The sequence below is a fragment of the Winogradskyella algicola genome (assembly GCF_005869935.1).
Classification (GTDB): Bacteria; Bacteroidota; Bacteroidia; order Flavobacteriales; family Flavobacteriaceae; genus Winogradskyella; species Winogradskyella algicola.
On the sequence record NZ_SZQF01000008.1, the window covers coordinates 37,243 to 63,503 of the forward strand.

A 26,261-nucleotide genomic window follows, 5' to 3' on the forward strand; every position below is an offset into this window, starting at 1 on the left:
TATTTAACGTGTATTTAACAAAAACCCTGACTAGTATTAAACCGTCAGGGTTTTCTATCTAATAGTTAAACATTAACACTAACCATCAACTATTTATGTCAACTATTAAATTTGTTTTAAGTCTTTCTATTATAAAGACTGTATAATTCAAGTGTTGTGACACTTTTGAATGTTAATTTTTATATGAAACCTCCACTGTCAGATTTCACATCGTTATCTCGTCGTTTACGAGATTTTGCTCTATACTTACCACCTCCAAAGCGGTATGATAATCCTGCAAAAATGGTTCGGCTTTCCCAGTTAAAATCCCCAAACTGAGGGAATGGTCTATCGCCTTCAAACTTAAACTGCATGGTATTAAAAATATCATTAAAATTAAGACTAAAGGTTGCTCTGTTGTCTTCTAGGAAATTATAGCGCATCCCAACATTGACAAAGGCAAATACATCTTGTGTAAACTGCACTCCTTTATTTCGCCCTCTGTAAAGACCAAATAATGAAAATGAAAGTGATTCGTTAACTCTAAAATTGTTGAACAATCTAAAATTCCAAATGACGTTATCTACTTTAACTTCTTCTCTTATAATATCATTTACTGTTGCAACATCTGTTGGTACGTCTAAGCGTTCAGTAATACTTCTCTGAGTTTGACCAAATAAATCGAAACTACCATTAACACTCCACCATTTAAAGAATTTGTAATTTCCATTAACTTCTATACCGTAAGCTGAGGTATTATCAAAATTATCGAATGTTAAAATAATACGGTTTAAATCTGCAGGATCTATAAAAACCGCTCGGTTTATTTCGTCATTTATAATACGATAAAATACACCTCCGGTTAGACTGCCCTTTTCTAGATTTCTGGTATAATTTAGCTCAAACGAATTTGTAAACTGAGGTAAAAGTTCTTGATTTCCAAAAGAAGAAATTAATGGTGTATTCCACTCTGGTAAGGGATTGACTTGCCCTATTCCTGGTCGGTCAATACGTCTGCTGTAACTAAACTGAAAGGTGTTTTTTTCTGATGCATTATATGTAATAAAGGCTGAAGGATAAAACTCTGTATAATCGTTTTCAAAAGGGATAAATAAACTTGAGTTATCACTTAGATTAGTTTGTAAAGCTTCAGACTCTACATTTACAGTCTCGGCGCGCAGACCTAGTTGCATGGACCATTTTTCGAAAGATTTGCTATAAGTAGCATAGGCAGAGTAAATGTTTCGGGAATAATCAAAGTTAATGTCTGCCGGAAAAGAGTTACCATTTTGATCTCTTAATCTGGCATCAGAAAAATAATCGATTTTATTGTCAAAAAGACGTGTTTGTAAACCAAGTTCTAACTTTGATTTTTCAGACAATGGATTAACGTAATCTAAATTGATTGTTGTACGTGTGCGTTCAATAAGGTTGTCTTCAATAAAATCGGTTTGTAAAACAAAATTATTGTCGTTAAAGGATTCTCCATCAAAAATGTTATAATCAACCTCGAGTTCTATGTTGTGTCCTTCTTTATCAAAATCTAATTTATAGTTAAAATTATATTGCTGCGAATCATTTTCGTTTTCGTTTAAATTATCTTGAAATTCATTATTGGCTGCATCAACAAAACGTATAGCGGTAGTGCCAAAAGTGTCACCTTCAAAGATGTTTTGATTAGTAAAAAGGGAAAGCGTGTTTTTCTCATTGATATAATAATCAAAACCTACTTTGTATAAATGAGAAGTACCTCGACTTAAAAAATTAAATCGTTGTATTGAGCCGTCGTTGGTACGGTTTATATTTCCGTAATTCTCATTTCGGTTTATGTTATTGCCGTAATTGCCAAAAAAATTAAGTTTTCCGTTTCGGTAATTCATATCAATAGAACTATTGAATTTTGGTGTTTCCTGATATGCTAAACCAAACGTTAGATTACCGTTAAAACCTACATTAACATTTTTGTGTAAAATAATATTGATGATACCGCTTAAACCATCAGGGTTATATTTTGCTGATGGGTTAGTGATTAATTCAATTTGTTTTATTGAAGTAGAAGGTATTTGGCGCAACAATTGTGCTGCCGATATGTTAGTGAGCTTGCCATCTACCATAACTTGCACGTTTTGGTTACCGCGTAGACTTATGTCTCCTGTTTGCTGATCTACATTAACAGATGGTAAGTTGTTCATAATGTCACTAGCTGTTGGTCCAGAGGTTGTTAGATCTTTGCCAACGGTAATTACTTTTCTATCTACTTTTTGTTGAATGGTAGAGGTTTCTGCAACTACTGTAACTTCATCTAGACTTTCAGAATCTTCTTCTAAAAGAATGTCTCCCATCTTAATATTGTAGTTACCTTTTCCGATAGTTTCATTTTTTAAGATGGTTTTATATCCTATAAATGTAATTTCTACTTGTATAGAACCTTCCGGAATTTTCTCGATAGTGAAGTTTCCTTCATTATCGGTAATACCACCTGTAAGAATTTTACTTGTAGCATCTTTTATAACAATGTTTACATAAGGTAATGGTTCGTTAAGACTGGCATCTAGTACACGACCAGATATAGAACCGTTTTTAATATCTTTGCTGGAATTGGGTTGAGCGCTTAAAATGGCTGATGAGGCCAAAATAAGCAATAGTAAGAACTGCTTCATTTTTTGATTGAAATTTTGATTGATTGATAGTTTCTTTATGTCTAGACGACTATTTTTACATCATGTTACTTTAATTAACACTACTTAACATCTTTTTAACATATGAGTAAAAAAACATTGGTTCTTGGTGCGTCTTTAAAAGCAGACCGATATTCTAATATTGCAGTTAATAGGTTGAGGCAGAAAAACCACGACGTTGTGGCTTTTGGTCTAAAGCAAGGAGAGGTAAAAGATGTTGTGATAGACACTAATTTAAAAGCTTATGAAGACTTAGATACTATTACATTATACCTTAATCCTAAACATCAAGAGGCTTATTACGACTATATTTTAGATCTAAGACCTAAGCGCGTAATTTTTAATCCGGGAACTGAAAATCCAGAACTTTATAAAATTCTAAGAGCGAATAATATTGAATTTGAAGTGGCTTGTACTTTGGTTTTATTAGCTACTAATCAGTACTAGTTATTTTAAAAAGCTGACTTTGTCGTTAACTAATGTGCCTACTTTGATTCCTTGATCGATTCCGACCTCTATAGCTGCTCTGTAGTGAATACTACCGTACATTCTGCTCATAGCTGCTTCTTGTGCTGCTAATCTAAAGGACTGAAATTGACGAATGGGTAATCCGTATGGAAGCTCTGTTGTATCATCAAAAGCAAAGTCATCGCCAAAAATGGATGTTAATACTTCAGAAGAAGCGCCTGATACTACCGAATGTCCGCTAGTATATTCAGGAAAAGGCGGTGTTTGTAAAATAGGTGTCCATTCGGTGTCGATGTATTTGTTTATCAGTGTTTCGGGTCTAATAAGATTACTTCTGTATTTTTCATCCCAACAGCTTATAAAAGCATCAGCGATAGCAATAGATGTTTTGGTGTATGCATATACTGTTTTTTCGAAGTCTGCGTTGGTTTCTTTACAAGCAATTTTGCAGATACCTATCCAATGTGCACCTGGTGTTATTTTCTTTTCAGCAAACATAAAATGACCTTTGTTTACAGAAACAAAAGGATTGCAATCCCAAAAACGAGCAATTTGAATTTCTTCGCTTTCATCACCTTTTTCTCTTATATTATTAGTGATATTATAGACTTCCATTAACTCATTATGAAACGCTGAACCTTCTTCTAGAGAAAATTCTGGATGTGGTGTGGGTTTAAATTGAGCTGCTGAGTCTAGTGCAAATGTTCTAAGCTTGTTCCAATGTGGTTCTATACCTTTCATGTAGGCAGGTGGAGTAGGTTCCCATTGCGAAGGATCTTTTGTGTAGATATTGTAATCTGGCATTGTACGTGTTTCAGCATAATTATCAGAGTTCATCCATCTAATTATCTGGTCTGAGATTGCAATACCGTAATCTTTTGCATTATTAAACTCTTTAGGGTTTTTAGTTTCCCAAATCGTATATAAACTGTCTCTATATATTGTGATTTTTTCTTTTGTAAACACTAACTCTTTGGCCACATTAATGTACGCGATAATAGCAGATAATCTTAAGTTAGAACTTTCAGCTTTATTAGATTCTATATGGTCTAATCCATTCAGTTGATTAACAAGTGACTTATAGGTTTTACCGTTTTGGTTTAAGGTTTCATAGGCTGCTATATTTGGGTACACATATATTCTACTCGCTACTGGTGGCGAAAATATATCGTGTACCATTACTTCTGTAAGTTTGTCTATTGTAGTATGGTAATCTTCACTAGAAATAGCAATAGGTGTCGCTTCTTGTTGACATGAAAAAAAACAAGAAAACAAGACGATTAATAAGGGAAGCAGTTTAATTTTCATAATTTACTTCTGATATGAATAAACTTTTAGAGCATCATTGTTTGAAACTATTAAAACCAGATTTTTAGTTTTCATTTCTACAGTTTCAATGTGTTTAATTTGACCATTAAACGGATCTAAGCCATAATCTGAAATACTACCATAATTAGTTTCGTCCTTAAGCCAAAGGCCTTTTAGAGCCGTGTAAGAGCCATGATATGTGTTGACTTTATAAGAATTGCCGCCAATTAATAATTGAGGGCTTCCATCTATTGAAACTTTAGAAAACACATTGATTGGTGCCATTTGAAAATCGTCTTCAAAAGTTACAAATTCATTAAAACTTCCGTTATCATTTTTTAAATAGCCTGATGCTAAAATATCAACTTGATACTTATTAGAATTTTCTAAATACTCAGGGCCAATAATTTCATTAATAGTCTTGCCTGCAAAACTTTTATGATTTGTATAGAACTTATTGACAACATTCATTTGTCCTGCGAGTTCGTCCTTAGAATTTAGAGGATAATATTTTCCTTTTTTATTATATGTTAATAAGGTTTCGGGTCTTTTGTTTTGGTCAAAATCGTTGTGATACATAATTAATGGTCCATCAAAGTTGAGACTAAACTTAGTGTTAGTTCCCCAATTTCCTAGTAATATATCCTCATCTCCATCTTTATCAATGTCATAAGTGGTTACAGTTTGCCAAAGTCCATTGATGCTTTCTGGTAAACTAATAGGTTTTAGGGTTCCATTACCATCGTTCATATAAATCATTGGCTTGTTCCATTCAGAAGTAATAAGTAAATCATCACTACCATCATTATCAATATCTTTCCATAACGCATGTGTTACTTTTGAACTTACTTTAAAATTTGGTGCTTTTGAAAAGTTACCTTCACCATCATTAACTAGTAGATATGAAGAAACAGGTTTACCAAAATCAGTAACATCTGCTAGATTTCCTACAAATAAATCGATATCTCCATCTTTATCATAATCGTTTGCGGCAATGGTTGAGGTCACCAAATCATTATTTGGGATTTTGTTTTTAGACTTTATGAATGTTCCTTGGTCGTTAATGTATAACCTGTCGTTCTGCAATTCTGTAAATTTTACTTCATTGACACCAGAAGCAACATAGAGATCTAAATCACCATCGTTGTCTGTATCAAAAAACACAGCATCATTATCTTCAAAAGGTGCATCTTCTTTGAAGGCGTTTTGTTGCGATAATTTAAAATTAGTACCAGTGTTAAGATATAATGCAGCTGGTTTCCCAGAAGCATTTCCAATATAAATATCTTCAAATCCATTACCGTCTACGTCAGCTTTGGCAACTGCGGGACCTTGCATTGAGACTTTATAAGGAATTAGCTTTTCTTGTGCAAAGTCGTTATAACTATCTTCTTTGTGTATATAATTTAATAAGGATTCTTTTTTGAAATATGATGGTCTAGAAGAAAGATCTTTGTAATTGTATGTAATATTGGTAGGTGTATATTTAATCTTTAATAATTTATTAGGCTCAGGGTTTACTATTGTTTGCAATTCGTTGTTTGGCCAGATTACCTGTATAGAGTCTATTTTAGTTTTATCACCTAAACCAAAATGTATTTTGCTTTCTATAGATGATAAAAAGCCTCTAGATTTAAAAAGTTGTTTAAGTTGCGATTTAGCATCATTAAAAACTAAGACCTTGGTGCCGATACCTTCTTTATTTGAGCCTTTATACTCAAAATCTAAACTAACATAGTTATTGGTAGTGTTTGTTGTGTTTTTGAAAAGACAGGCGCTTTCACCAAAGTTATTGGTTACAAGATCTAAATCCCCATCCAAATCTAAGTCTACATAAATAGAGCCATTAGATAGGTTGGGCTGATTCTCTATCCAATTACCAGTTTTATTTTCAAAGGTTTTAGAATTTCCTTTAAAGATTTGGTTTGCTACTTTACCACTTCCCATATCGTTGATAGAATTGTAAAGCCATGCTTGTCCTTCCGCTTCAGAACGTCCTTTAAAAGCACTTGATATGTATTTTTTAAAATCTAAACCGTTAGGTCGTCTTAAAATTCCGTTAGAGATAAATAAATCTTGGTGGCCATCATTATTATAATCCGCGAATAATGGCGACCAGCTCCAATCTGTATCTGCTACATTATTCATAAAAGCAGTTTCTTTGAAATAATCTCCATTGTGACTAATCTGAAGCATGTTGCGAGAGTACTGATCTTTGTATCCTAATTTATTTAGACGTGTTTGTAGATTAAACATAGAGTCATCACCTTCTGTTTCTTTTATAACTTTTTCATCAAAGGGAAGCATATCTAGAGTTATGAGGTCTTGATAACCATCACCATTAATATCTGCAGCATCACTTCCCATGGAAAATCGGCTTATAGTTGTAAATGAATTCCCTAATTGCTCTGTAAAAGTTCCGTTTTGGTTATTGATATAATAATAGTCGTCTTCATGAAAATCATTACAAACGTAGATATCATCCCAACCATCATTGTTAAAATCTGCTATGGAAGCACTTAGTCCATAACCGTTTCCGCCACCATAAATATTAGCTTCTTCACTAACATCAATAAATTTGTTATTGTCGTTTCTAAATAGAACGTCCCCAACCAAAGGTTCTCGTTTATTTCTCATATCAGCTTTACCATGAGAAAGAGAGGTGTGCACAGCATGGTTTACAAGATAAAGGTCTAAATCATCATCTTTGTCATAATCAAAAAAATAGGCTTGAGTAGAATAGCCTTTAAAGTCTAATCCAAATTCTCTAGAGCGTTCGGTAAATGTGTTGTCACCATTGTTGATGTAGAGTTCGTTGTGTCCTTCAAAGTCCAATAGCTGAGAAACTGCACACACGTATATATCCAAATAACCATCATTATTAATATCTACCATTGATACACCAGTTTGCCAACTGGCTTTACCAGAAATATTCGCTTTTTCTGAAATATCTTCAAACTGTAAATCTCCTTTGTTAAGATAGAGTTTGTTGTCTTGGGTATTTGCCACAAAGTAAAGATCAGGGAGCCCATCATTGTTTATGTCTCCGGTAGCAATTCCACCACCATTGTAATAATAAATATAACTTACGATATTGTGCTGTGGATCTTCACTAACTAGATTAACAAAATCTAAACCAGTTTCTTCAGATTGTATTTTTGAGAAAAGATAGGACTCCTTGGTCTTTTCATCTTTTTCTTTGTTGTTATTACAGTTATAAATTAACAATAAAGCTAAGAAAGCGATGTAATATTTTTTCATTAAGGGTGGAGGATTAGTCAACTTAACAAAAATACTAATAATTTAACAATTAATTAACAACTAAAGCTGCTTGTAAAAAGTTTTGTTAATCAGTAAGTTAGATTTTTTTGTCTTAGTAATAACAACCCAAAGAACATTATGAGACCATTGATAATTAAAATTTCAAAGCCAATTTCATATCCATTGAAAAGTTTTTTAGAGTAAAGATTTAAGACATAAGACAGCATAGGAGCGATAATGGCAATAACCCAAACAAGTTTATCTTTTATCTGGTATTTAGTGAATAGTCCAAATGCAAAAAGACCTAATAAAGGACCGTAAGTGTAACCTGCGGCTTTAAAAAGTTCCCATATTACAGAGACATCTTTAAAAATTAAATCGAAAAGTATTATAACAACAACCAATAACACACTAAAGCCAATATGAGTTTTTTTACGGATACCCTTTTTAGATGTTTCAGGTTTGTTCTCAATATCTAAAATATCAAAGCAAAAAGACGTGGTTAAGGATGTTAATGCAGAATCTGCACTAGAGTAAGCTGCAGCGATTAATCCCAATAAAAAGAAAGCAGATGTAATGATACCAATTTCAGGGAGCATGGCAATGGTAGGGAATAGGTCGTCTTTGGTTGCTGTTATGCCGTTTTTAGCTGCGTATTCAGTTAGCATTAACCCTAAAACAAGAAATAATATATTCACAAAAATAAGCACCACACTAAAGGATAGCATATTTTTTTGGGCGTCTTTCAAACTCTTACAAGTCAGATTTTTTTGCATCATGTCTTGGTCTAAGCCTGTCATTGTTATTGTAATAAATATTCCAGATAAAAAGCTTTTCCAAAAGTATTGCGGATCGTTATTGTCGTTGAAAAAGAAAACCTTACTCAGGTTGCTTTCTTTAGTGTAATCAACGATTTCTCTTACACTGTTTAAATCTAGAGCAGAAGCCAAAAATATAATTGTTATTACAACCGAAATCAGCATAAATAGAGTTTGCAATGTATCGGTAAAAATTATGGTTTTAATACCACCTCTAAAAGTATAAAGCCAAATTAGCGCAATAGTAATAATTACTGTAATAACAAATGGAATATCGAATAAATCAAAAACCAAAAGTTGGAGAACTTTAGCAACTAGAAACAGTCTAAATGCCGCTCCTACAGTTCTTGAGATGAGGAAGGCTACTGATCCTGTTTTATAACTTGTCTTTCCGAACCGATCTCTAAGATAGGTGTAAATAGAAGTTAAGTTTAATTTGTAATAAAGCGGAAGTAGGATATACGCTATGATCAAATAACCGAAAAAATAGCCGAAAACTACTTGAAGATACCCAAACTGTTTAGCCTCTACAGCACCTGGTACTGATATAAAGGTAACACCAGATAAAGAGGCACCAATCATCCCAAAAGCTACAAGATACCATGGTGCAGATTTATTAGCCTTAAAAAAGGCTGCGTTAGAATCTTCTCTTCCTGTGAAATAAGAAATCAAAACCAATATTGTAAAATAACAAGCTATTAAAATTAAAATCGAAGTTGGGCTCATAAATGATTTTCTTTGCTCAAAAATTTATGAAAAATAGTACATTTGAAAAAAATAGCTATTTAATTTCAATTTTTTATGAAAAAGACATTTTTACTAGTAGTGTTAGGACTCTTTGTTTTTAATGCTTCTGGGCAAGACTATCGTAAACTCATCACAGAAGGAAACCATACTGTACAATACATTTCTGAAGTTGCCGAACGCCATTTTGATTCTGTAGGAACTGGAAGAGGTACAGGTTTTAAGATTTTTAAGAGATGGCAGTATTTTGCAGAACGCGCTATGGACGAAACAGGTAAATTAAAATCACCTGAATTTTATTATAAAGAAATAGAGAATTACAATGCAAGTACTAACAATGAAGGTTTATCAGCCAGAACTACGGTTGGTACATGGGAAGAAATGGGCCCAACTTACTGGGACGCTACTTCAGGATGGAATCCTGGCGTTGGAAGAATTACCTCTTTAGCTGTAGATGAATCTAATTTAGATCATATTATTGCAGGAAGTGAAACAGGTGGTGTATGGAAAAGTATTGATGGAGGTTCCACTTGGATCGTACTTTCTGACAATCTCTCTAATATAGACGTATATGCGCTTGCCATTGATCCTGCAGATAGTAACACCTATTATTGGGGCTCAACAAGTGGCACGATTTTAAAATCTAATGATGCAGGTTTAACTTGGTCACCATTAGGTAGTCTAGTCTATGGTGTTGTAAATAAAATATTGGTAGATCCAACAAATTCTATGAAAATATACGCCAGTGTTCAAGGTAATGGTTTATACAAGTCAACAGATGGTGGTATTACATGGAGTTCTATATACTTTGTGTCAACTGGAACTGGCTATGATTTTGAATTCAAACCAAACGATCCTAATGTAGTATATGCTTCAGGGAATGCTTTTTATGTATCCACTAATGGTGGAGCAAGCTTTGCTCAGATAACAGGTTCTGATGGTAATCAATTTTCTAATGGCCCGAAAATGATTGGGGTCTCATCTGATGATCCAAATGTAGTTTACGTTGTAGAGGCAAATAGTGGTGTTTTTGGGGCTTTGTATATTTCTAATAATAGTGGGAGTAGTTTTTCAAAACTAACTCATACCCAGAATTTTTTTGGTTATGATTCCAATGGTAGTGATAACCTAGGGCAAGCACCTAGAGATATGGATATTGTAATTAATCCTAATGATGTTAATGACGTGCATATTGCAGGTATTAATACATGGCGCTCTACAGATGGTGGTGTTAATTTCAATATTACGTCTCAATGGGTACCAGGTGTTGCTAACGGTTCTGGTATTGGTTATTGTCATGCAGATGTGGATATTTTACATTTTGCAGGTACAGGAACAGATGCAAAACTGTATGCAGGAACAGATGGTGGTATTTTTAGAGCAGATGACCCAGTCAATGTTAGCACCAACTATTATACCGATTTAACTCCAGGACTAGGTATACGACAATTCTATAAAATAGGAGTGAGTCAAACAGATTCTGTTGTTGTTACTGGTGGCTCACAAGATAATGGTACATCAACATTAAGAGAAGATGGACTTTGGACAGATTGGTTAGGTGCTGACGGTATGGAGGGGTTTGTAGATAAAAATGATCCCTCTATAATGTATGGAACAACGCAGTTTGGTGCCTTATATAGAACGCAATATGATTTAGTAGGTAATAGTAATCTTGCAAGCCTTGCACAACCAGATAACAAAGGCGGTCAAAGTAATTGGAATTGGGTAGTGCCTTTTGAGCAAGATCCAATAGTTCAAAACACTGTTTATGTAGCTTTTGACCAGGTTTATAAATCTATGGATAGTGGAAATAACTGGACACCAATATCGCCAAATTTTGGTTCTAATATAGATCATTTTAAAATTTCGCCTAGCAATAATCAAATTATGTATTGTGCTATCAATGGTCTTTTGAGATATACAACTGACGGAGGTGTAAATTGGGCGTTTTCACCTTTAAATCTTGGTCCTTCAATAATTAATGAGATAGCGGTACACCCTTCAGATCCTAATAAAGTTGCCGTTGCCACTACAGATAGCCAGAAGGTCTATGTTAGTTTAGATGGTGGTTTAACTTGGGCTTCAAAGCTTATGAATCTGCCTGGTTTTGTAGCGCAGGCTTTAGTATGGCAAGACAATGGCGACGATGGCTTATATGTTGGTATGAATTATGGTGTCTTTTACACAGATAACACATTGACCCAATGGGAACCATTTAATAATGGTTTACCTAACGTTAGAATCAATGAATTAGAAATTAATACAGCTGATAATAAAATTTATGCAGCAACCTATGGTAGAGGTTTGTGGAGATCAGATGTTTTTGATGCCTCTCTGAGTGTTGAAGATTTTGAGTTCAGTGATTTTACATTGTTTCCAAATCCAGCTAAAGATGAGATTAACTTAAAATGGAATAAAACAGAAGATGTCAGTATTAGAATTTTTGATACTCAGGGTAAAATTATGTTTTATAGTAAAAAAGTAAATCTGTATAATGGATTTAAAGTGGATGTGTCATCGTTTAGTAATGGTATTTACTTTGTGAAACTTAATAGTAATAATGGTGAAATTACCAAAAAGTTGATTCTAAACTAAACAATTAAGTAAACTGAAAAGAGCCCAATTGTTACACTTATCAATTGGGCTTTTTTTAGCTTTAAAATCTGTACCTTAGCACCCATGGAATTTTCTTCTAAACTTTTGCAAAATGCAGTAAACGAAATGTCGCAATTACCAGGTGTCGGTAAGCGTACTGCATTGCGCTTGGTTTTACATTTGTTGAGACAGCCAGAGCATCAAACGTTTCAGTTGGCTGAAGCACTCTCTAAAGTTAGAGCAGAAATAAAGTTTTGTAAATCTTGTCATAATATTAGTGATAAAGAGCTCTGTGAAATCTGCGAAAACCCAAATCGCAATGAACAGTTGATTTGTGTTGTTGAGGATATACGAGATGTCATGGCAATAGAAAACACAAGTTCATTTAGAGGACTGTACCATGTTTTGGGAGGAAAAATATCACCAATGGATGGCATTGGCCCTCAAGATTTAAATATTACTTCTCTGGTCGAAAAAGTAAAATCTGGTAAAGTAAAGGAACTCATTTTTGCAATGAGTCCTACAATGGAAGGAGATACAACTAACTTCTATATTTTCAAACAAATACAAGGTTATAATATTCAGACCTCTACTATAGCTAGAGGTGTTGCTGCTGGTAATGAATTAGAATATACAGACGAAATTACATTGGGTAGAAGTATTGTAGATCGTATTCCGTTTGAAGCGTCTTTAAAATCATAATCACATTTTGAAGCTTTCCGTAGTCATACTCAATTATAATGTACGTTACTTTTTAGAACTTTGCCTAAGAAGTGTAGAAGCTGCAATAAAAAGTATTGACGCCGAAATTATAGTAGTAGATAATGATTCATCCGATGATAGTTGTACTATGGTAAAGCTACAGTTTCCTAATGTGAAACTGATAGAGAATAAGGAAAATCACGGTTTCTCAAAAGGTAATAATATTGGTGTTGCACAAGCTAAAGGAAAATATTTATGTATTCTTAATCCAGATACTGTAGTAGCAGAAGATACGTTTACAAAAGCTTTAAATTTTGCTGAAAACCAAACTAATGTTGGAATTGTAGGATGTCAGCTAATTGATGGAAGAGGTAATTTTTTACCAGAAAGCAAACGTCACATTCCCACTCCAAAGGTGGCACTTCAAAAATTAACAGGAAACTCAAAAAATTATTATACTAATAATCTAAAGCCAAATGATGTTGGAAAAACTGAGGTGTTAGTTGGTGCTTTTATGTTTTTAAAACGAGATGTTTATAATGCAGTAGGTGGCTTTGATGAAGATTATTTTATGTATGGTGAGGATATTGATTTATCTTATAAAGTTTTAAAGGCAGGTTACAGCAATTATTACTTTGGGGAAACTTCTGTAATACATTATAAAGGCGAGAGCACATTTAAAGACAAAGTATATGCTAAACGTTTTTATGGTGCCATGGAAATTTTTTACGAAAAACATTTTAAAAAGAATATACTTATATCTGCTCTTGTAAAAACTGTATTGACTTTAGCATCTAAGAGAATTCCTGTAAAGGAGTCAGAAGTGTTACATTCAAAAGAATCTACAGTAATATCAGAATCTGTCGATGAGCAACTTAAATATAAAATCGGTAATGCTGTTACGATTTCAGATAAGTTAGAGGATATACCAAGTGAGACACAAATTGTTTTCGATACAGAATTTTTGAGTTACAAAACTATTATTGAGTTTATGAAAACACATAATATAACAAAACAAAACACCTATAGAATATGGGTAAAAAGTAGTAATTTTATGCTCGGAAGCGATAGTAGTACAGGTAGAGGAGAAGTTGTAAGCTTCTAATTTTAATTGAATAAAAATCAGTAAAACAGACTGTTTTTTATTAATTTTGCATTCGATTTTAAAATAAAGACCTTCAAATTATAGATATGGCAAAGTTTGAACTTAAGTTACCTAAAATGGGAGAGAGTGTTGCAGAAGCAACCATAACGTCTTGGTTAAAAGAGGTTGGCGATACAATTGAAGCTGATGAGGCCGTTTTAGAAATTGCAACCGATAAGGTAGATAGTGAGGTACCAAGTGAAGTTGATGGTGTACTACTAGAAAAACTTTTTGATGTTGACGATGTTGTACAAGTAGGTCAAACCATTGCCGTAATAGAAACTGAAGGAGGTGATACTGTTGAAGTAAAAGCACAAGCTACTGATCCTAAACAAGAGGAAGCTCCTAAGGCAGTAGCAGAAGTATCCCAAACTGTTGTAGCTGCAAAAGAAACTACACAGCCAGTAACTTCATCAGGCGATCGTTTTTATTCTCCTTTAGTTAAAAATATAGCTAAGGAAGAAGGAATTTCTCAAGCAGAATTAGATACCATACCAGGAACAGGTAAGGATGGTCGTGTAACTAAAAATGATATTAAATCTTATTTGGAATCGCGTAGTTCTGCACCTGTAGAGGAAGTAAAATCTCAACCAGTTGTAGAACAAAAAGCAGCGGTTAAAACAGAAGCTCCAAGTCAACCAAAACAAAAACCAGCTTCAACACCAGTTGTCGCTTCTGGTGACGATGAAATTATAGAAATGACTAGAATGGGTAAACTCATTTCTAAGCATATGGTAGAATCTGTACAGACATCTGCACACGTTCAGTCTTTTATTGAAGCAGACGTAACAGATATTTGGAACTGGAGAAACAAACATAAAAATAGCTTTAAGAAACGCGAGGGTGAAAACCTAACGTTTACACCGATATTTATGGAAGCCGTTGCAAAAGCGTTACGCGACTATCCTATGATGAATATTTCCGTTCAAGGTGATAGTATCATTAAAAAGAAGCATATAAATTTAGGTATGGCAGCAGCCTTACCAGATGGTAACCTTATTGTACCTGTTATAAAAGATGCAGATCAATTAAATCTTTTAGGTATGGCTAAAAAGGTTAACGATTTAGCTAATAGAGCCAGAGAAAATAAACTGAATCCAGACGATATACAAGGGGGAACATATACAGTGACAAATGTTGGTACATTTGGTAGTATTATGGGTACGCCAATCATCAATCAACCACAAGTTGGTATTTTAGCGTTGGGTGCTATACGAAAAGTACCAGCAGTTATAGAAACTCCTCAAGGAGATTTTATAGGTATTAGATACAAAATGTTTATGTCGCATTCGTACGATCATCGTGTGGTCAATGGAGCATTAGGTGGGCAATTTGTTAAAGCAGTTAAATATTATCTTGAAGCTTGGGATTCTAATAGAGAAATCTAGTCTAATTTTGTCATGCTGAACTGTCACACTGAGTGTGTCGAAGTGTTGATTCAGCATCTCACATAAATAAAAAAAGCACAGTTTTATAACTGTGCTTTCCTTTTTATGTTTTTAAAGTTTTTTTAACGGTTTAGGCTACTACTTTGTTACAGGAAATGTCCAACGGAATTTTACGTAGTAGAACTACAGATAGCAAAATTGTAATGAATTATAGCTATCATTGTGCTTAGTTTATTATATAATCTAATATTTCTTTATCTATAAGCTTATTATTCTTGTTGTACTTTTTAATTATAGTTTTTTTATTCCTTATGATTCTTAGTTCATATTCCAAAAGGTTATTTTCAATGTCATATCTTTCAATTTTATAGGGTTCGAAACTGCCGTTTTGGAACAACTCAATCATTTTTATATTACCATTTTCATAATAATGTTTTATTTTAAGAGGTATACCATTATCAAAGTTTCCCTGTAGTTTCTTATTACCATTGTCAAAATATTCAATTTCAATTCCGTTGCATATTTTGTTGCAATTAAAATAGTAACGTTCATTAGAATGTAGTGCCATTGAATATCCTAATCTAATCTTAGGCATTACGATAGTATCACTATATATTTCAGAATCCAAAATGTCAATTTTTAAAGAATTTGAGATGTGAAAATAATCAGTATCTTCAATTTCAAAACTGTAAAACACATAGTAAGTTCCCTTTGGCAGAAATATTGGTTTTGAGAAGAATTCTTGATATTCTTTTACGTCCAGTGAATCTATACTAGGGTAGAGATTAAAATTTGAATCAGCCAGTTCAAAATTCAATTTACCTATTTCATTACTACACTTATCTAGTGAATACAATTTCAATTCTGTCTGAGAGAATGAAAGGAATGAAAATCCATAAATTAATATTGTAAAAAACTTTTTCATCAAATTAAGCACATCTTTAATGATATAAGGCCATTTAAATGCTCCATGTCAGACCTTACTGATGCAAATTCAGCACTCGTAAACGAAGTTAGTCTTTTAAATTTACAAAGTCAAGCCAGCTTTTTTAATCATTTAAAGTCTTTTATGCTAAATCTCATTACCTTTGTTTTAAAGAATACATAAATGCAACTCAACCTTAACAAACCCATTTGTTTTTTCGATTTAGAAACTACAGGAATCAATATTTCAAAAGACAGAATTGTTGAAATTTCAATATTAAAAGTTCATCCTAACGGAAAGGAAGAAACCTATACCAAATTGGTAAATCCAACCATTCCAATTCCGCCAGAAGTAACCAAAGTTCACGGAATTTCGGATGCAGATGTTACAGACGCACCAACCTTTAAAGAAATTTCTAAAGAAGTCCATAACTTAATAAAAGATTCAGATTTAGGTGGTTTCAATTCTAACCGATTCGATATTCCACTTTTAGCAGAAGAAATGTTACGTGCTGAGGTAGATTTTGATATGAAAAACCGATTAGCAGTAGATGTACAAACCATTTTTCACAAAATGGAGCAACGCACACTAAGCGCAGCCTATAAGTTTTATTGCGATAAAAATTTAGACGACGCGCACAGTGCAGAAGCAGATACCAAGGCAACGTATGAGGTTTTAAAAGCGCAGCTAGAGCGTTATGAAGAACTAGAAAATGACACCAAGTTTTTAGCAGAATTTAGCTCTCGCAAAAAGTTTGCAGATTTTGCAGGATTTTTAATTTTCAACAAAGAAGGTGAAGAGTGCTTCTCTTTTGGTAAGCACAAAGGTAAACGTGTGGTAGATGTTATGGAGCAAGAGCCAGGCTATTTTGGTTGGTTGTTAAATGCAGATTTTCCGTTATATACTAAAAAAGTGTTAACTGCAATTAAGTTACGTCAGTTTAATAATAAATTGTCTTAGTTATCATTAAGAGCTGTCAGACTGAGCTTGTCGAAGTCAAAGCGAAGAATCTCATAATTATTACAATGAAATTTCTATTCATGCTTATCCCATTTTTAACTTTTTCACAACAGCAAGTTGCAAAAGGTGTTGTTAAAGACAAGGACACAAATACACCCATTCCGTATGTAAACATTTCTATTCTAGAATCTACAGTTGGCACATCTAGTGATGATGACGGAAGCTTTCGTTTGGAAATTAACGAAGATGATACAAATAAAGTGGTCAGTTTATCATCATTAGGCTATGCAAGTAGCAAAATACCAGTTTCTTTATTTCTAAAGTCTGAAAAGATTTTTTTGAAACCTAAAACAGAGGTTTTAGAAGAAGTGGTCATTAAGGATAAGTTTGAGGAGAAAACTAATGTTGTAAACAAAATTGAAGATTCAGATTTATGTCACGGATATGGTTCATTAGCAGAAAACCCATGGATAATGGCTTTGTATTTTCCATACAACGAAGATTATCAAGAAACAGAATTTCTGAAGTCGGTTAAATTTCACTTTGGAAATTTTAAAAATAAAAATGCGAAGTTTAGATTAAGGCTATTTACCATAGGAAAAGACAGTCTTCCGCATGAAGATATTTTAAAAGAGAGTGTCGTTGTAGAATTAAAAAAGAAACAAAAGGAAGCTGTTGTTGATATTTCAAACTACGATATTCTCTTTCCAAGAGAAGGTTTTTACGTTGCTTTTGAATGGTTGTATATCCCTTATAATGCTGAAGAAGTAACTTTTCATTTTACCGATAAAAAAAAGAAGAAAGAAAAGCGTATCAAATATCAACCTACATTTTCAGCAACTTGTGAAAATGAAGGAGAGTATATGGTAGCATCGTATATTTCTGGTGAATGGCGTTTTTATGCGGCTAATACTTATAAAAGTGAAAAGAAGGCAGTACCAGCAATATCCTTAACTTTATCTAACTAAATCTAACCAGTCTAACAATCTAATTTTCATGAAACTCATTTGCATAGGTCGCAATTACACAGACCACATCAAAGAATTAGAAAACGAAAAACCTACAGATCCTGTAGTGTTTTTAAAGCCAGATACGTCGATTTTATTAAAAAAACAGCCTTTTTTTATTCCAGATTTTTCTGATGAAGTCCATCACGAAGTTGAAGTTTTGGTAAAAATTAAAAAAGTAGGCAAGTACATTGATAAGAAATTTGCTCATAAATATTATGATGAAATGGGACTGGGAATTGACTTTACGGCAAGAGATCTTCAAGCCCAATTAAAAGCAAAAGGCTTACCATGGGAAAAAGCAAAAGCCTTTGATGGTGCTGCTGTAATAGGGAAATGGTTGCCAAAGTCAAACTTCAAAAATGTAGATAACATCAATTTTAGTTTAAAAAAAAATAATGAAGTCGTACAATCTGGTAATACAGAGCTTATGCTCTGGAAGATTGACGAACTCATAGAATATGTGTCAAAATATTTTACTTTAAAAATTGGAGACGTTATCTTTACCGGAACACCTTCCGGAGTTGGTAAGGTTTTTGCAAACGACGAATTAAAAGGATATATTGAAGACCAAGAAATGTTTTCAATCAAAATAAAATAAATGGCAGAACATTATAAATTAAATCGCGTACGCGAAATGGCTGATAACGACGAAGACTTCGTTATGGCTTTAGCAGCGGCCTTTATAGAAGAGGTTCCAGAAGATGCGGAACGCTTACGAAAAGCTGTTCCAGAAAGTGATTATTACGAAACATATCAGGCTGCTCACAAAATGAAACCAACCATAGAGTTGTTTGAATTAGGTGTTTATGATGAATTAATCGAGGTACAAGATTGGGGAAAATTTGAACAAGCAGATAAAAATATTGATGCTCAGCTACAAATGGTTCTCACTGCAGTAGAGAATGCTACAAACGAAATAAAAGCGGACTTCGGATTATAAATGCAAGCAGAAATAATAACAATTGGCGATGAAATTCTCATAGGTCAGATTGTAGATACAAATTCAGCATTTTTAGGTAAGGAATTTAATAAGATAGGCATTTCAGTCTATCAAATTACTTCTGTACAAGACGATAAGGAACATATCCTTAAATCTTTAAAAGAAGCAGAAGAAAATGCAGATATCATAATTATTACAGGTGGCTTAGGACCTACCAAGGATGATATTACCAAGCATACCATTTGCGAATACTTTGATGATACTTTGGTTGAAAATGAAGAAGTACTGAAACATGTAGAGCATTTATTTTCTAAGTATATCAGTACGCCAATTTCAGATTTAAATCGCCAACAAGCCTTAGTGCCTTCAAAAGCAAAAGTGCTTAAAAACGAATTTGGGACAGCACCTGGAATGTGGTTAGAAAAGAATGGGAAAGTTTTTGTTTCTCTTCCTGGCGTGCCTTATGAGATGAAGGCATTAATAAAAACAGAAGTGCTTCCTGCTTTACGAGCAAAATTCAAGTTTCCATACATAAAACATAAAACCTTATTAACCTATGGGCTAGGTGAAAGTGCTATTGCTAATAGAATAGAGGCTTGGGAAGATAATCTACCAAATTTTATTAAACTGGCTTATTTACCAAATTTAGGTAAAGTTCGCTTGCGTTTGTCTGGTAAAGCGATGGATAAGAGTGTTGTTGAAACTGAATTAGAAAAACAAATTGAATTATTAATTTCACAAATTGAAGATATTTTTGTTGGTTTTGAAGACGATTTATCCTTGGAGGCTATTATTGGTAAGCAATTAAGTCATTTAGGAAAAACAATCTCAATTGCCGAAAGTTGTACAGGAGGGCAAATCGCAAAAGCAATTACTGCAAATGAAGGCGCTTCAGAATATTTTAAAGGTAGTGTGGTAAGTTATGCCACAGATTCTAAAGTAAATATTCTAAATGTTTCAGAAGAGGATATTTCTTCAAAATCTGTAGTAAGTAAAGAAGTTGCGGAATCTATGGCTATCAATGTACGTCAATTATTTAATTCTGATTACGGAATAAGTACCACAGGAAATGCAGGTCCTACAAAAGGCGATTCTGATGCAGAAGTTGGCACAGTGTGGATTGCTATTGCTTCTAAGGAAAGTGTTAAGTCAGAAGTTTTTAATTTTGGTAACCATCGAGATAAGGTAATAATGAAGGCGACAAACAAAGCTTTTGAGATGCTACAGAAAGAAATATTAAAAAAGTAGAACTTTATGTTTGTTGAAACATAAAGTTTTACTAAATTTGCACCCTGTTAAAAATTAACATACCTAAAGAAAGAATACAATGTCAAGAGTTTGTGAACTTACTGGGAAGAAAGCGATGGTAGGAAACAATGTTTCTCACGCGATGAATAAAACAAAACGCAAGTTTAACGCAAACTTGATTAAGAAGCGTTTTTACATTCCTGAAGAAGATAAGTGGGTAACATTAAAAGTTTCTACATCTGCATTAAAGACTATCAATAAAATTGGTATTACTGCTGCATTAAAAGAAGCTAGAGCAAAAGGATTTTACAAATAAAAGCATACGCTAAAGTCAATTTACAATGGCAAAGAAAGGAAATAGAATACAAGTTATCTTAGAGTGCACAGAGCACAAAGCTTCTGGTATGCCAGGAACTTCAAGATATATTACAACAAAGAATAAGAAAAATACGCCAGACCGTATGGAGATTAAGAAATTTAATCCAATACTTAAGCGTATGACAGTTCATAAAGAGATAAAATAATAAATCATGGCAAAGAAATCAGTAGCGTCTTTACAGACAGGATCAAAAAGATTGACAAAAGCTATTAAGATGGTGAAATCACCAAAAACTGGCGCATACATGTTTGTAGAATCAGTAATGGCACCAGAATTTGTCAATGACTTTTTAAACAAAAAATAATCTTTATTATATATAGATTTATAGAACTGCTTTCATATTCGAAAGCAGTTTTTTTATGTCTATATTTGGGAAAATCTGACAACTTTGCAGTTAGTTGGTAAAGGCAAGGTTGTTGCTATTAGCTAAGCAAATAGAAATTAAATGAGTTTTTTTAAAAAAATATTTTCTTCTGAAAAGAAGGAAACCTTAGATAAAGGTTTAGAAAAATCTAAATCCTCTTTCTTTACAAAGTTAAATAAAGCTGTTGCTGGTAAATCTAAAGTAGATGACGACGTTTTAGATAACCTTGAAGAAGTTTTAGTAACTAGTGATGTAGGTGTAAATACCACGCTTAAAGTCATTGAGAGAATTGAAGAGCGTGTGGCAAGAGATAAGTACTTAGGAACATCAGAGCTTAATAAAATTCTTAGGGAGGAAATAGCAGGCTTATTATCCGAAACCAACTCTGGTGAAGAAACCGATTATACTATTCCAGAATTACCAGTTCAAGAGAATGGTAAAAAAACGCCTTATGTTTTAATGGTTGTAGGTGTTAATGGTGTGGGTAAAACAACAACTATTGGTAAGTTAGCGTACCAGTTTAAGAAAAAAGGATTAAAAGTGGTTCTTGGTGCTGCTGATACATTTAGAGCTGCTGCGATAGACCAATTACAAGTTTGGGCAGACAGAGTAGAAGTGCCAATGATAAAGCAAGAAATGGGTTCAGATCCTGCTTCTGTTGCTTTTGATGCTTTACAATCTGGTGTAAATCAAGATGCAGATGTTATTATTATTGATACTGCTGGTCGTTTGCATAACAAAGTTAACTTAATGAACGAGCTTTCTAAAGTAAAACGTGTGATGCAAAAGGTAGTTGGTGATGCACCACATGATGTACTTTTGGTCTTAGATGGCTCAACTGGCCAAAATGCGTTTGAACAAGCGAAACAGTTTACAGCAGCAACAGAGGTAACATCTTTGGCAGTTACTAAGTTAGACGGTACTGCAAAAGGTGGTGTTGTTATTGGTATTAGCGATCAATTTAAAATTCCTGTAAAGTATATTGGTGTAGGTGAAGGCATTGAAGACTTACAAGTCTTTAATAAGTACGAGTTTGTAGATTCGTTTTTTAAGTAACAAATAAGGTTCGTTATGCTGAACTTATTTCAGCATCTCATATAATTAGACCTCATAGGTTTTTGAAACCTGTGAGGTCTTTTCGTATTTTTATAAAAAATACTTCCAATGCGTCATTTCCTATTCATTTTTGTTTTTCTATTTACAATTTCATGTAAAGATGAAAAGGCTCGCGAAGCCAGAGAGCCAATTTCAAAATCAGAAACTGTAGAAACTACAAAAGCAACTGATGATGATTCAGGATTAAGTGCCATTTCTACCAAAGACTTTAGAGAATTTAAAGTACTCGACTCTAAAAATTTAACTAAAGCTGAAATTTGGGCAGAAATCAATCCACAGATGGAAGATTTTACTGAAGCTGATTACAATCGTTTAAAGCCTTTGGTTTTAGAAAAAGATATTCAGTTTTTACAGGAACAAATTGCAAAGGAAAAACTTACCTATTCAGAATTAACCGCATTCTACTTGTATCGTATCCGCAAGTTTGATCGTGAAAATAAGTTATCACTTAATTCAGTAATTTCTATTAATCCAAACGTCTTGAAAGAAGCACAGATTTTAGATGATCGTCAAGATTGGGATGTACACCCTATTTATGGCATACCAATCCTATTAAAAGACAACATTAATGCTTCAGATATGGCAACAACAGCAGGAGCAGTTGCACTAAAAGATAATATTACTGATGATGCGTTTATTGTAGAGCAATTAAAATCAAAAGGTGCTTTAATCTTAGGTAAAGCAAACCTAAGTGAGTGGGCTTATTTCTTTTGTGGTGAGTGTCCCAGTGGATATTCCGCGATTGGAGGCCAAACCTTAAATCCTTATGGAAGACGCACTATAGATACTGGTGGCTCAAGTTCTGGTAGTGGAGTAGCAGCTTCTGCAAATTTTGCTGCAGCAACCATTGGTAGTGAAACTGCAGGTTCAATATTGTCGCCAGCAAGTCAGAATTCTGTAGTAGGTTTAAAACCTACAGTTGGTTTAGTAAGTCGTAGTGGTATTGTGCCAATTTCTTCAACTTTAGATACAGCAGGTCCAATTACCAGAACGGTAACAGATAATGCCATAGTTTTAGATGCAATATATGGTGAGGACAAGTCTGATTCTAAGTCAATCTATGCGTTACGGGAGCCTGGTTTTTACACTAAAGGTTTAAAGAATGCAAGTATAAGAGGTAAGCGCTTTGGCGCACCAAAACGTTTGTTAGAGGATTCGTTATTTGTAAGGGCTCTTGATGTTTTAAAGCAACAAGGTGCCGAAATTGTTGAGATAGATGAAGAACAAATAGGATTACCAAACTTTATAAACCTTCTTAATCTAGATATGAAAAAGGATTTGCCAGCTTATGTGGATGCTCATGCAAATAAAAATAGTCCAATTAGAACAGTTTCTGATGTCATAGAATTCAATCTAAAAGATTCTATTAAAACCATGCCTTATGGACAAAGTTTATTTAAAGGCATTGTTACAGATAATGGTGATACTGAATACTTAGCGCGAATTAAAGACACTTTAAGTCGAAATGGTAAACAGTATTTTGATGTACCAATGCAGAAACACAACCTAGATGGATTCTTATCGATAAACAATTACCACGCTGCTTTTGCAGCCGTAGCAGAGTATCCTGCTATTACTGTACCCATGGGTTATGCTGATAATGGTGTGCCAAAGGGATTAACGTTTATAGCCAAACGACTACAGGAAAAAAAATTACTAGAGTGGGCTTATGTGTATGAGCAAGCTTCAAAAGCTAGAGTAGCTCCAAAAAACTATAATTAATTGATTAGAGCACTTAGTTTTTCCCAAAGGAGATTATCATAACCAGATGGTCCAAGTTCACCAGCGCCTCCATCATTTCCCATACGTATAACCACTAGTTTCTTGCTAGGTACTACATAGAGTTTTTGATCTACGGCTCCTAGGCCTGCAATTAAATCGTCTGGTGCATTAGGGATTAATTTTCCACTATATGAACTCTCCGAAGACGGCAATCTATATGATGATTTTCCGTTGAGCCACCACAGATAACCATAAGCAGGATTCATATTTTGAGATGTATTGGTCATTTCATTAAAATAATTGCTGTCACCTAGAACAATATCATCATCCCAAATTCCTTTATTTAAGCACAATAATCCAAAACGTGCCATACTACGTGCATTACTAAAAAAGAATTTATTGTAACCAACTTGTATCCAGCTTCCTTGCATTCCAATTTTATCTCGCAGTTTAAGGTTAAAATATGAGTCAAAATCTGAATTTAAAGCGCCTGAAATTATCGATTGTGTTAAGGTGTAAGGCGCGTTGTGATAATACCAATAGGTGACAGGTGGATTTAAATAGGTTAGGCATTCAGGATCTGTACACGTAAAATCTACGTTGTAATCTAATCCTGTAGTCATCGAAATATGGTGTTTAATGGTTATAGCATTTTCTTGCTCAGTTGTAAGACTAGACCATCCAGTTCCTAAATAATTAGATGAAGAATCGTTTAAGTCTAAAAATCCTTCCTCTTGTGCAACACCAACCATAAATGCAGTTAATGTCTTACCAGCTGAAAACCAAGGATTATTAGATGTACTAGTAGTATTTCCGAAGTAGGATTCATTAACAATACGTCCATTATGTAAAATCATAAACGACTTGGTGTCTGTAGTTTCTAAAAAGTCCAAAAGAGGTTGAAGCGCGTCTTCATTCCAGCCGATATCTGCGATAGAAGTAGTTTCCCAGGTATCAGAATTTAAAGGCGGAAAATATAGGTCTTCGTTTAATGGTGGATTAGAAGAGCTTGAATCGTCAGAAGAACAGGACAAACCAACTAAAAAAGTCAATAAAACCAGAAGTACGTTAATTTTTCTCATAGGGCAAATTTCAAATATGACTTGTAAATATACTAAAGGTTTAATTTACGTTGTATCTTTGCGCACTGATTTGGTAATGGTATGAGAACAAAGACTCTAAAAAAGAATAGAATTAATGTTGTAACACTTGGATGCAGTAAAAATGTTTACGATAGCGAAGTGTTAATGGGACAGCTAAAAGCGAGTGGTAAAGATGTGGTACACGAGCAAGACGGCAATGTTGTGGTGATTAACACCTGTGGTTTTATTAATAATGCAAAGGAAGAAAGCGTAAACACTATTTTAGAGTTTATGCAAAAAAAGGAAGCTGGTGAAGTTGATAAGGTGTTTGTAACAGGCTGTTTAAGCGAGCGCTATAAACCCGATTTGCAAAAAGAAATCCCAAACGTGGATCAGTACTTTGGTACTACAGAACTCCCAAGTTTGCTTAAGGCCTTGGGTGCCGATTACAAGCACGAACTTATTGGCGAACGCTTAACCACAACTCCAAAAAACTACGCGTATTTAAAAATTGCCGAAGGTTGTGACAGACCATGTAGTTTTTGTGCTATTCCGTTAATGCGTGGTAAACACAAAAGTACACCAATAGAAGATTTGGTAGTTGAAGCCGAAAAATTGGCTGCCAATGGTGTGAAAGAACTGATTCTTATTGCACAAGATTTAACCTACTACGGCCTAGATTTATACAAAAAACGAAATCTAGCCGAATTACTTGAAAATCTTGTAAAAGTTGATGGTATTGAGTGGATTCGTTTGCATTATGCCTTCCCAACAGGGTTTCCGATGGATGTGTTAGATATTATGAAACGCGAACCTAAGATTTGTAATTATCTCGATATTCCGTTGCAACACATTTCAGATGCAATTTTGAAAAGTATGCGTCGTGGCACAACCCAAGAGAAAACAACAAAACTGTTGAAAGCATTTAGGGCAAAAGTGCCTGAAATGACCATAAGAACCACTTTAATTGTTGGCTATCCTGGTGAAACCGAAGAAGATTTCCAAACATTAAAGCAATGGGTTAAGGAAATGCGTTTTGAGCGTTTGGGCTGCTTTACCTATTCGCACGAGGAAAATACACATGCATTCAATCTAGAGGATGATGTACCCGAAGATGTGAAAATGCAGCGCGCCAATGAAATTATGGAAATTCAGTCGCAAATTTCGTGGGAACTCAACCAAGCCAAAATAGGCCAAGAATTTAAAGTAGTAATAGATCGAAAGGAAGGCAATTATTTTGTGGGTCGTACAGAATTTGATTCGCCAGATGTGGATAACGAGGTGTTGATTGATGCTACCAATACATATCTTAAAACAGGTGAATTTACAACTGTTAAGGTTATTGAAGCCGAGGATTTTGATTTGTATGGTGAGGTTATTAGCTAACCTATCATGTAATTGTTTTTTTATTTCCTTTCAGTTGAGTTTGA

The 26,261-nt window shown here is 33.9% G+C and carries 22 protein-coding genes; 16 read left to right on the forward strand and 6 right to left on the reverse strand.

Going from position 1 to position 26,261, the window contains the following annotated elements:
• Positions 1–179 precede the first annotated feature (179 nt).
• Positions 180–2,639, reverse strand: coding sequence for an outer membrane beta-barrel family protein (locus tag FC091_RS12365; protein ID WP_138434579.1), 2,460 nt, complete (start codon positions 2,637–2,639; stop codon positions 180–182).
• 102 nt (positions 2,640–2,741) lie between these two features.
• On the opposite strand from FC091_RS12365, the gene FC091_RS12370 reads away from it, so the two are divergent.
• Complete coding sequence (locus tag FC091_RS12370; protein WP_138434580.1) at positions 2,742–3,104, forward strand: CoA-binding protein; 363 nt, start codon at positions 2,742–2,744, stop codon at positions 3,102–3,104.
• Here the strand turns inward: FC091_RS12370 and FC091_RS12375 are convergent, their stop codons facing one another.
• The 3 genes from FC091_RS12375 to FC091_RS12385 form a co-directional block, all read right to left on the reverse strand.
• Complete coding sequence (locus FC091_RS12375) at positions 3,105–4,433, reverse strand: vanadium-dependent haloperoxidase (RefSeq protein ID WP_138434581.1); 1,329 nt, start codon at positions 4,431–4,433, stop codon at positions 3,105–3,107.
• Between the two features lie 3 nt (positions 4,434–4,436).
• On the reverse strand, positions 4,437–7,694 hold the full coding sequence (locus FC091_RS12380; RefSeq protein ID WP_138434582.1) for a VCBS repeat-containing protein: 3,258 nt from the start codon (positions 7,692–7,694) through the stop codon (positions 4,437–4,439).
• An 89-nt stretch (positions 7,695–7,783) separates the two neighbouring features.
• Positions 7,784–9,238, reverse strand: a complete 1,455-nt coding sequence (locus FC091_RS12385; RefSeq protein ID WP_138434583.1) for a sodium:solute symporter — start codon at positions 9,236–9,238, stop codon at positions 7,784–7,786.
• Between the two features lie 75 nt (positions 9,239–9,313).
• Between FC091_RS12385 and FC091_RS12390 the strand changes: the two genes are divergently transcribed.
• From FC091_RS12390 to FC091_RS12405, 4 genes are all read left to right on the forward strand, one after another.
• The gene (locus tag FC091_RS12390; protein WP_138434584.1) at positions 9,314–11,851 is read left to right on the forward strand and encodes a VPS10 domain-containing protein; all 2,538 of its coding nucleotides are present in this window, start codon (positions 9,314–9,316) and stop codon (positions 11,849–11,851) included.
• A gap of 84 nt (positions 11,852–11,935) precedes the next feature.
• A complete protein-coding gene (gene recR, locus FC091_RS12395; protein WP_138434585.1) occupies positions 11,936–12,553 on the forward strand; it encodes a recombination mediator RecR in 618 nt (205 codons plus the stop codon).
• A 7-nt stretch (positions 12,554–12,560) separates the two neighbouring features.
• Positions 12,561–13,658: a glycosyltransferase family 2 protein gene (locus FC091_RS12400; protein ID WP_138434586.1), complete on the forward strand. Its 1,098-nt coding sequence runs from the start codon at positions 12,561–12,563 to the stop codon at positions 13,656–13,658.
• An 86-nt stretch (positions 13,659–13,744) separates the two neighbouring features.
• On the forward strand, positions 13,745–15,085 hold the full coding sequence (locus tag FC091_RS12405) for a dihydrolipoamide acetyltransferase family protein (RefSeq protein ID WP_138434587.1): 1,341 nt from the start codon (positions 13,745–13,747) through the stop codon (positions 15,083–15,085).
• A gap of 226 nt (positions 15,086–15,311) precedes the next feature.
• Here the strand turns inward: FC091_RS12405 and FC091_RS12410 are convergent, their stop codons facing one another.
• Positions 15,312–16,010, reverse strand: coding sequence for a toxin-antitoxin system YwqK family antitoxin (locus FC091_RS12410; RefSeq protein WP_138434588.1), 699 nt, complete (start codon positions 16,008–16,010; stop codon positions 15,312–15,314).
• A gap of 183 nt (positions 16,011–16,193) precedes the next feature.
• On the opposite strand from FC091_RS12410, the gene FC091_RS12415 reads away from it, so the two are divergent.
• The 10 genes from FC091_RS12415 to FC091_RS12460 all read left to right on the forward strand — a co-directional run bounded on the left by FC091_RS12415 (position 16,194) and on the right by FC091_RS12460 (position 23,749).
• Positions 16,194–16,970, forward strand: coding sequence for a 3'-5' exonuclease (locus FC091_RS12415; protein ID WP_138434589.1), 777 nt, complete (start codon positions 16,194–16,196; stop codon positions 16,968–16,970).
• A gap of 65 nt (positions 16,971–17,035) precedes the next feature.
• Positions 17,036–17,938, forward strand: coding sequence for a carboxypeptidase-like regulatory domain-containing protein (locus tag FC091_RS12420; RefSeq protein ID WP_138434590.1), 903 nt, complete (start codon positions 17,036–17,038; stop codon positions 17,936–17,938).
• Between the two features lie 28 nt (positions 17,939–17,966).
• Positions 17,967–18,578, forward strand: a complete 612-nt coding sequence (locus FC091_RS12425; protein WP_138434591.1) for a fumarylacetoacetate hydrolase family protein — start codon at positions 17,967–17,969, stop codon at positions 18,576–18,578.
• The gene (locus FC091_RS12430; RefSeq protein WP_138434592.1) at positions 18,579–18,920 is read left to right on the forward strand and encodes an Hpt domain-containing protein; all 342 of its coding nucleotides are present in this window, start codon (positions 18,579–18,581) and stop codon (positions 18,918–18,920) included.
• Positions 18,921–20,168: a competence/damage-inducible protein A gene (locus tag FC091_RS12435; RefSeq protein ID WP_138434593.1), complete on the forward strand. Its 1,248-nt coding sequence runs from the start codon at positions 18,921–18,923 to the stop codon at positions 20,166–20,168.
• Between the two features lie 79 nt (positions 20,169–20,247).
• Entirely contained in the window at positions 20,248–20,484 is a 237-nt protein-coding gene (gene rpmB, locus FC091_RS12440) for a 50S ribosomal protein L28 (protein WP_138434594.1), read from the forward strand.
• A 25-nt stretch (positions 20,485–20,509) separates the two neighbouring features.
• Entirely contained in the window at positions 20,510–20,692 is a 183-nt protein-coding gene (rpmG, locus tag FC091_RS12445) for a 50S ribosomal protein L33 (RefSeq protein WP_076616981.1), read from the forward strand.
• A gap of 6 nt (positions 20,693–20,698) precedes the next feature.
• Complete coding sequence (locus FC091_RS12450) at positions 20,699–20,851, forward strand: DUF4295 domain-containing protein (RefSeq protein ID WP_008271041.1); 153 nt, start codon at positions 20,699–20,701, stop codon at positions 20,849–20,851.
• A 141-nt stretch (positions 20,852–20,992) separates the two neighbouring features.
• On the forward strand, positions 20,993–21,967 hold the full coding sequence (gene ftsY / locus FC091_RS12455; RefSeq protein ID WP_138434595.1) for a signal recognition particle-docking protein FtsY: 975 nt from the start codon (positions 20,993–20,995) through the stop codon (positions 21,965–21,967).
• Positions 21,968–22,075: 108 nt separating this feature from the next.
• A complete protein-coding gene (locus FC091_RS12460) occupies positions 22,076–23,749 on the forward strand; it encodes an amidase family protein (RefSeq protein WP_138434596.1) in 1,674 nt (557 codons plus the stop codon).
• Here FC091_RS12460 and FC091_RS12465 read toward each other — a convergent pair.
• On the reverse strand, positions 23,746–24,831 hold the full coding sequence (locus FC091_RS12465) for a serine hydrolase domain-containing protein (RefSeq protein WP_138434597.1): 1,086 nt from the start codon (positions 24,829–24,831) through the stop codon (positions 23,746–23,748). The genes FC091_RS12460 and FC091_RS12465 overlap by 4 nt on opposite strands.
• Before the next feature lie 81 nt (positions 24,832–24,912).
• Between FC091_RS12465 and rimO the strand changes: the two genes are divergently transcribed.
• Positions 24,913–26,217, forward strand: coding sequence for a 30S ribosomal protein S12 methylthiotransferase RimO (gene rimO / locus FC091_RS12470; RefSeq protein ID WP_138434598.1), 1,305 nt, complete (start codon positions 24,913–24,915; stop codon positions 26,215–26,217).
• Positions 26,218–26,261 lie beyond the last annotated feature (44 nt).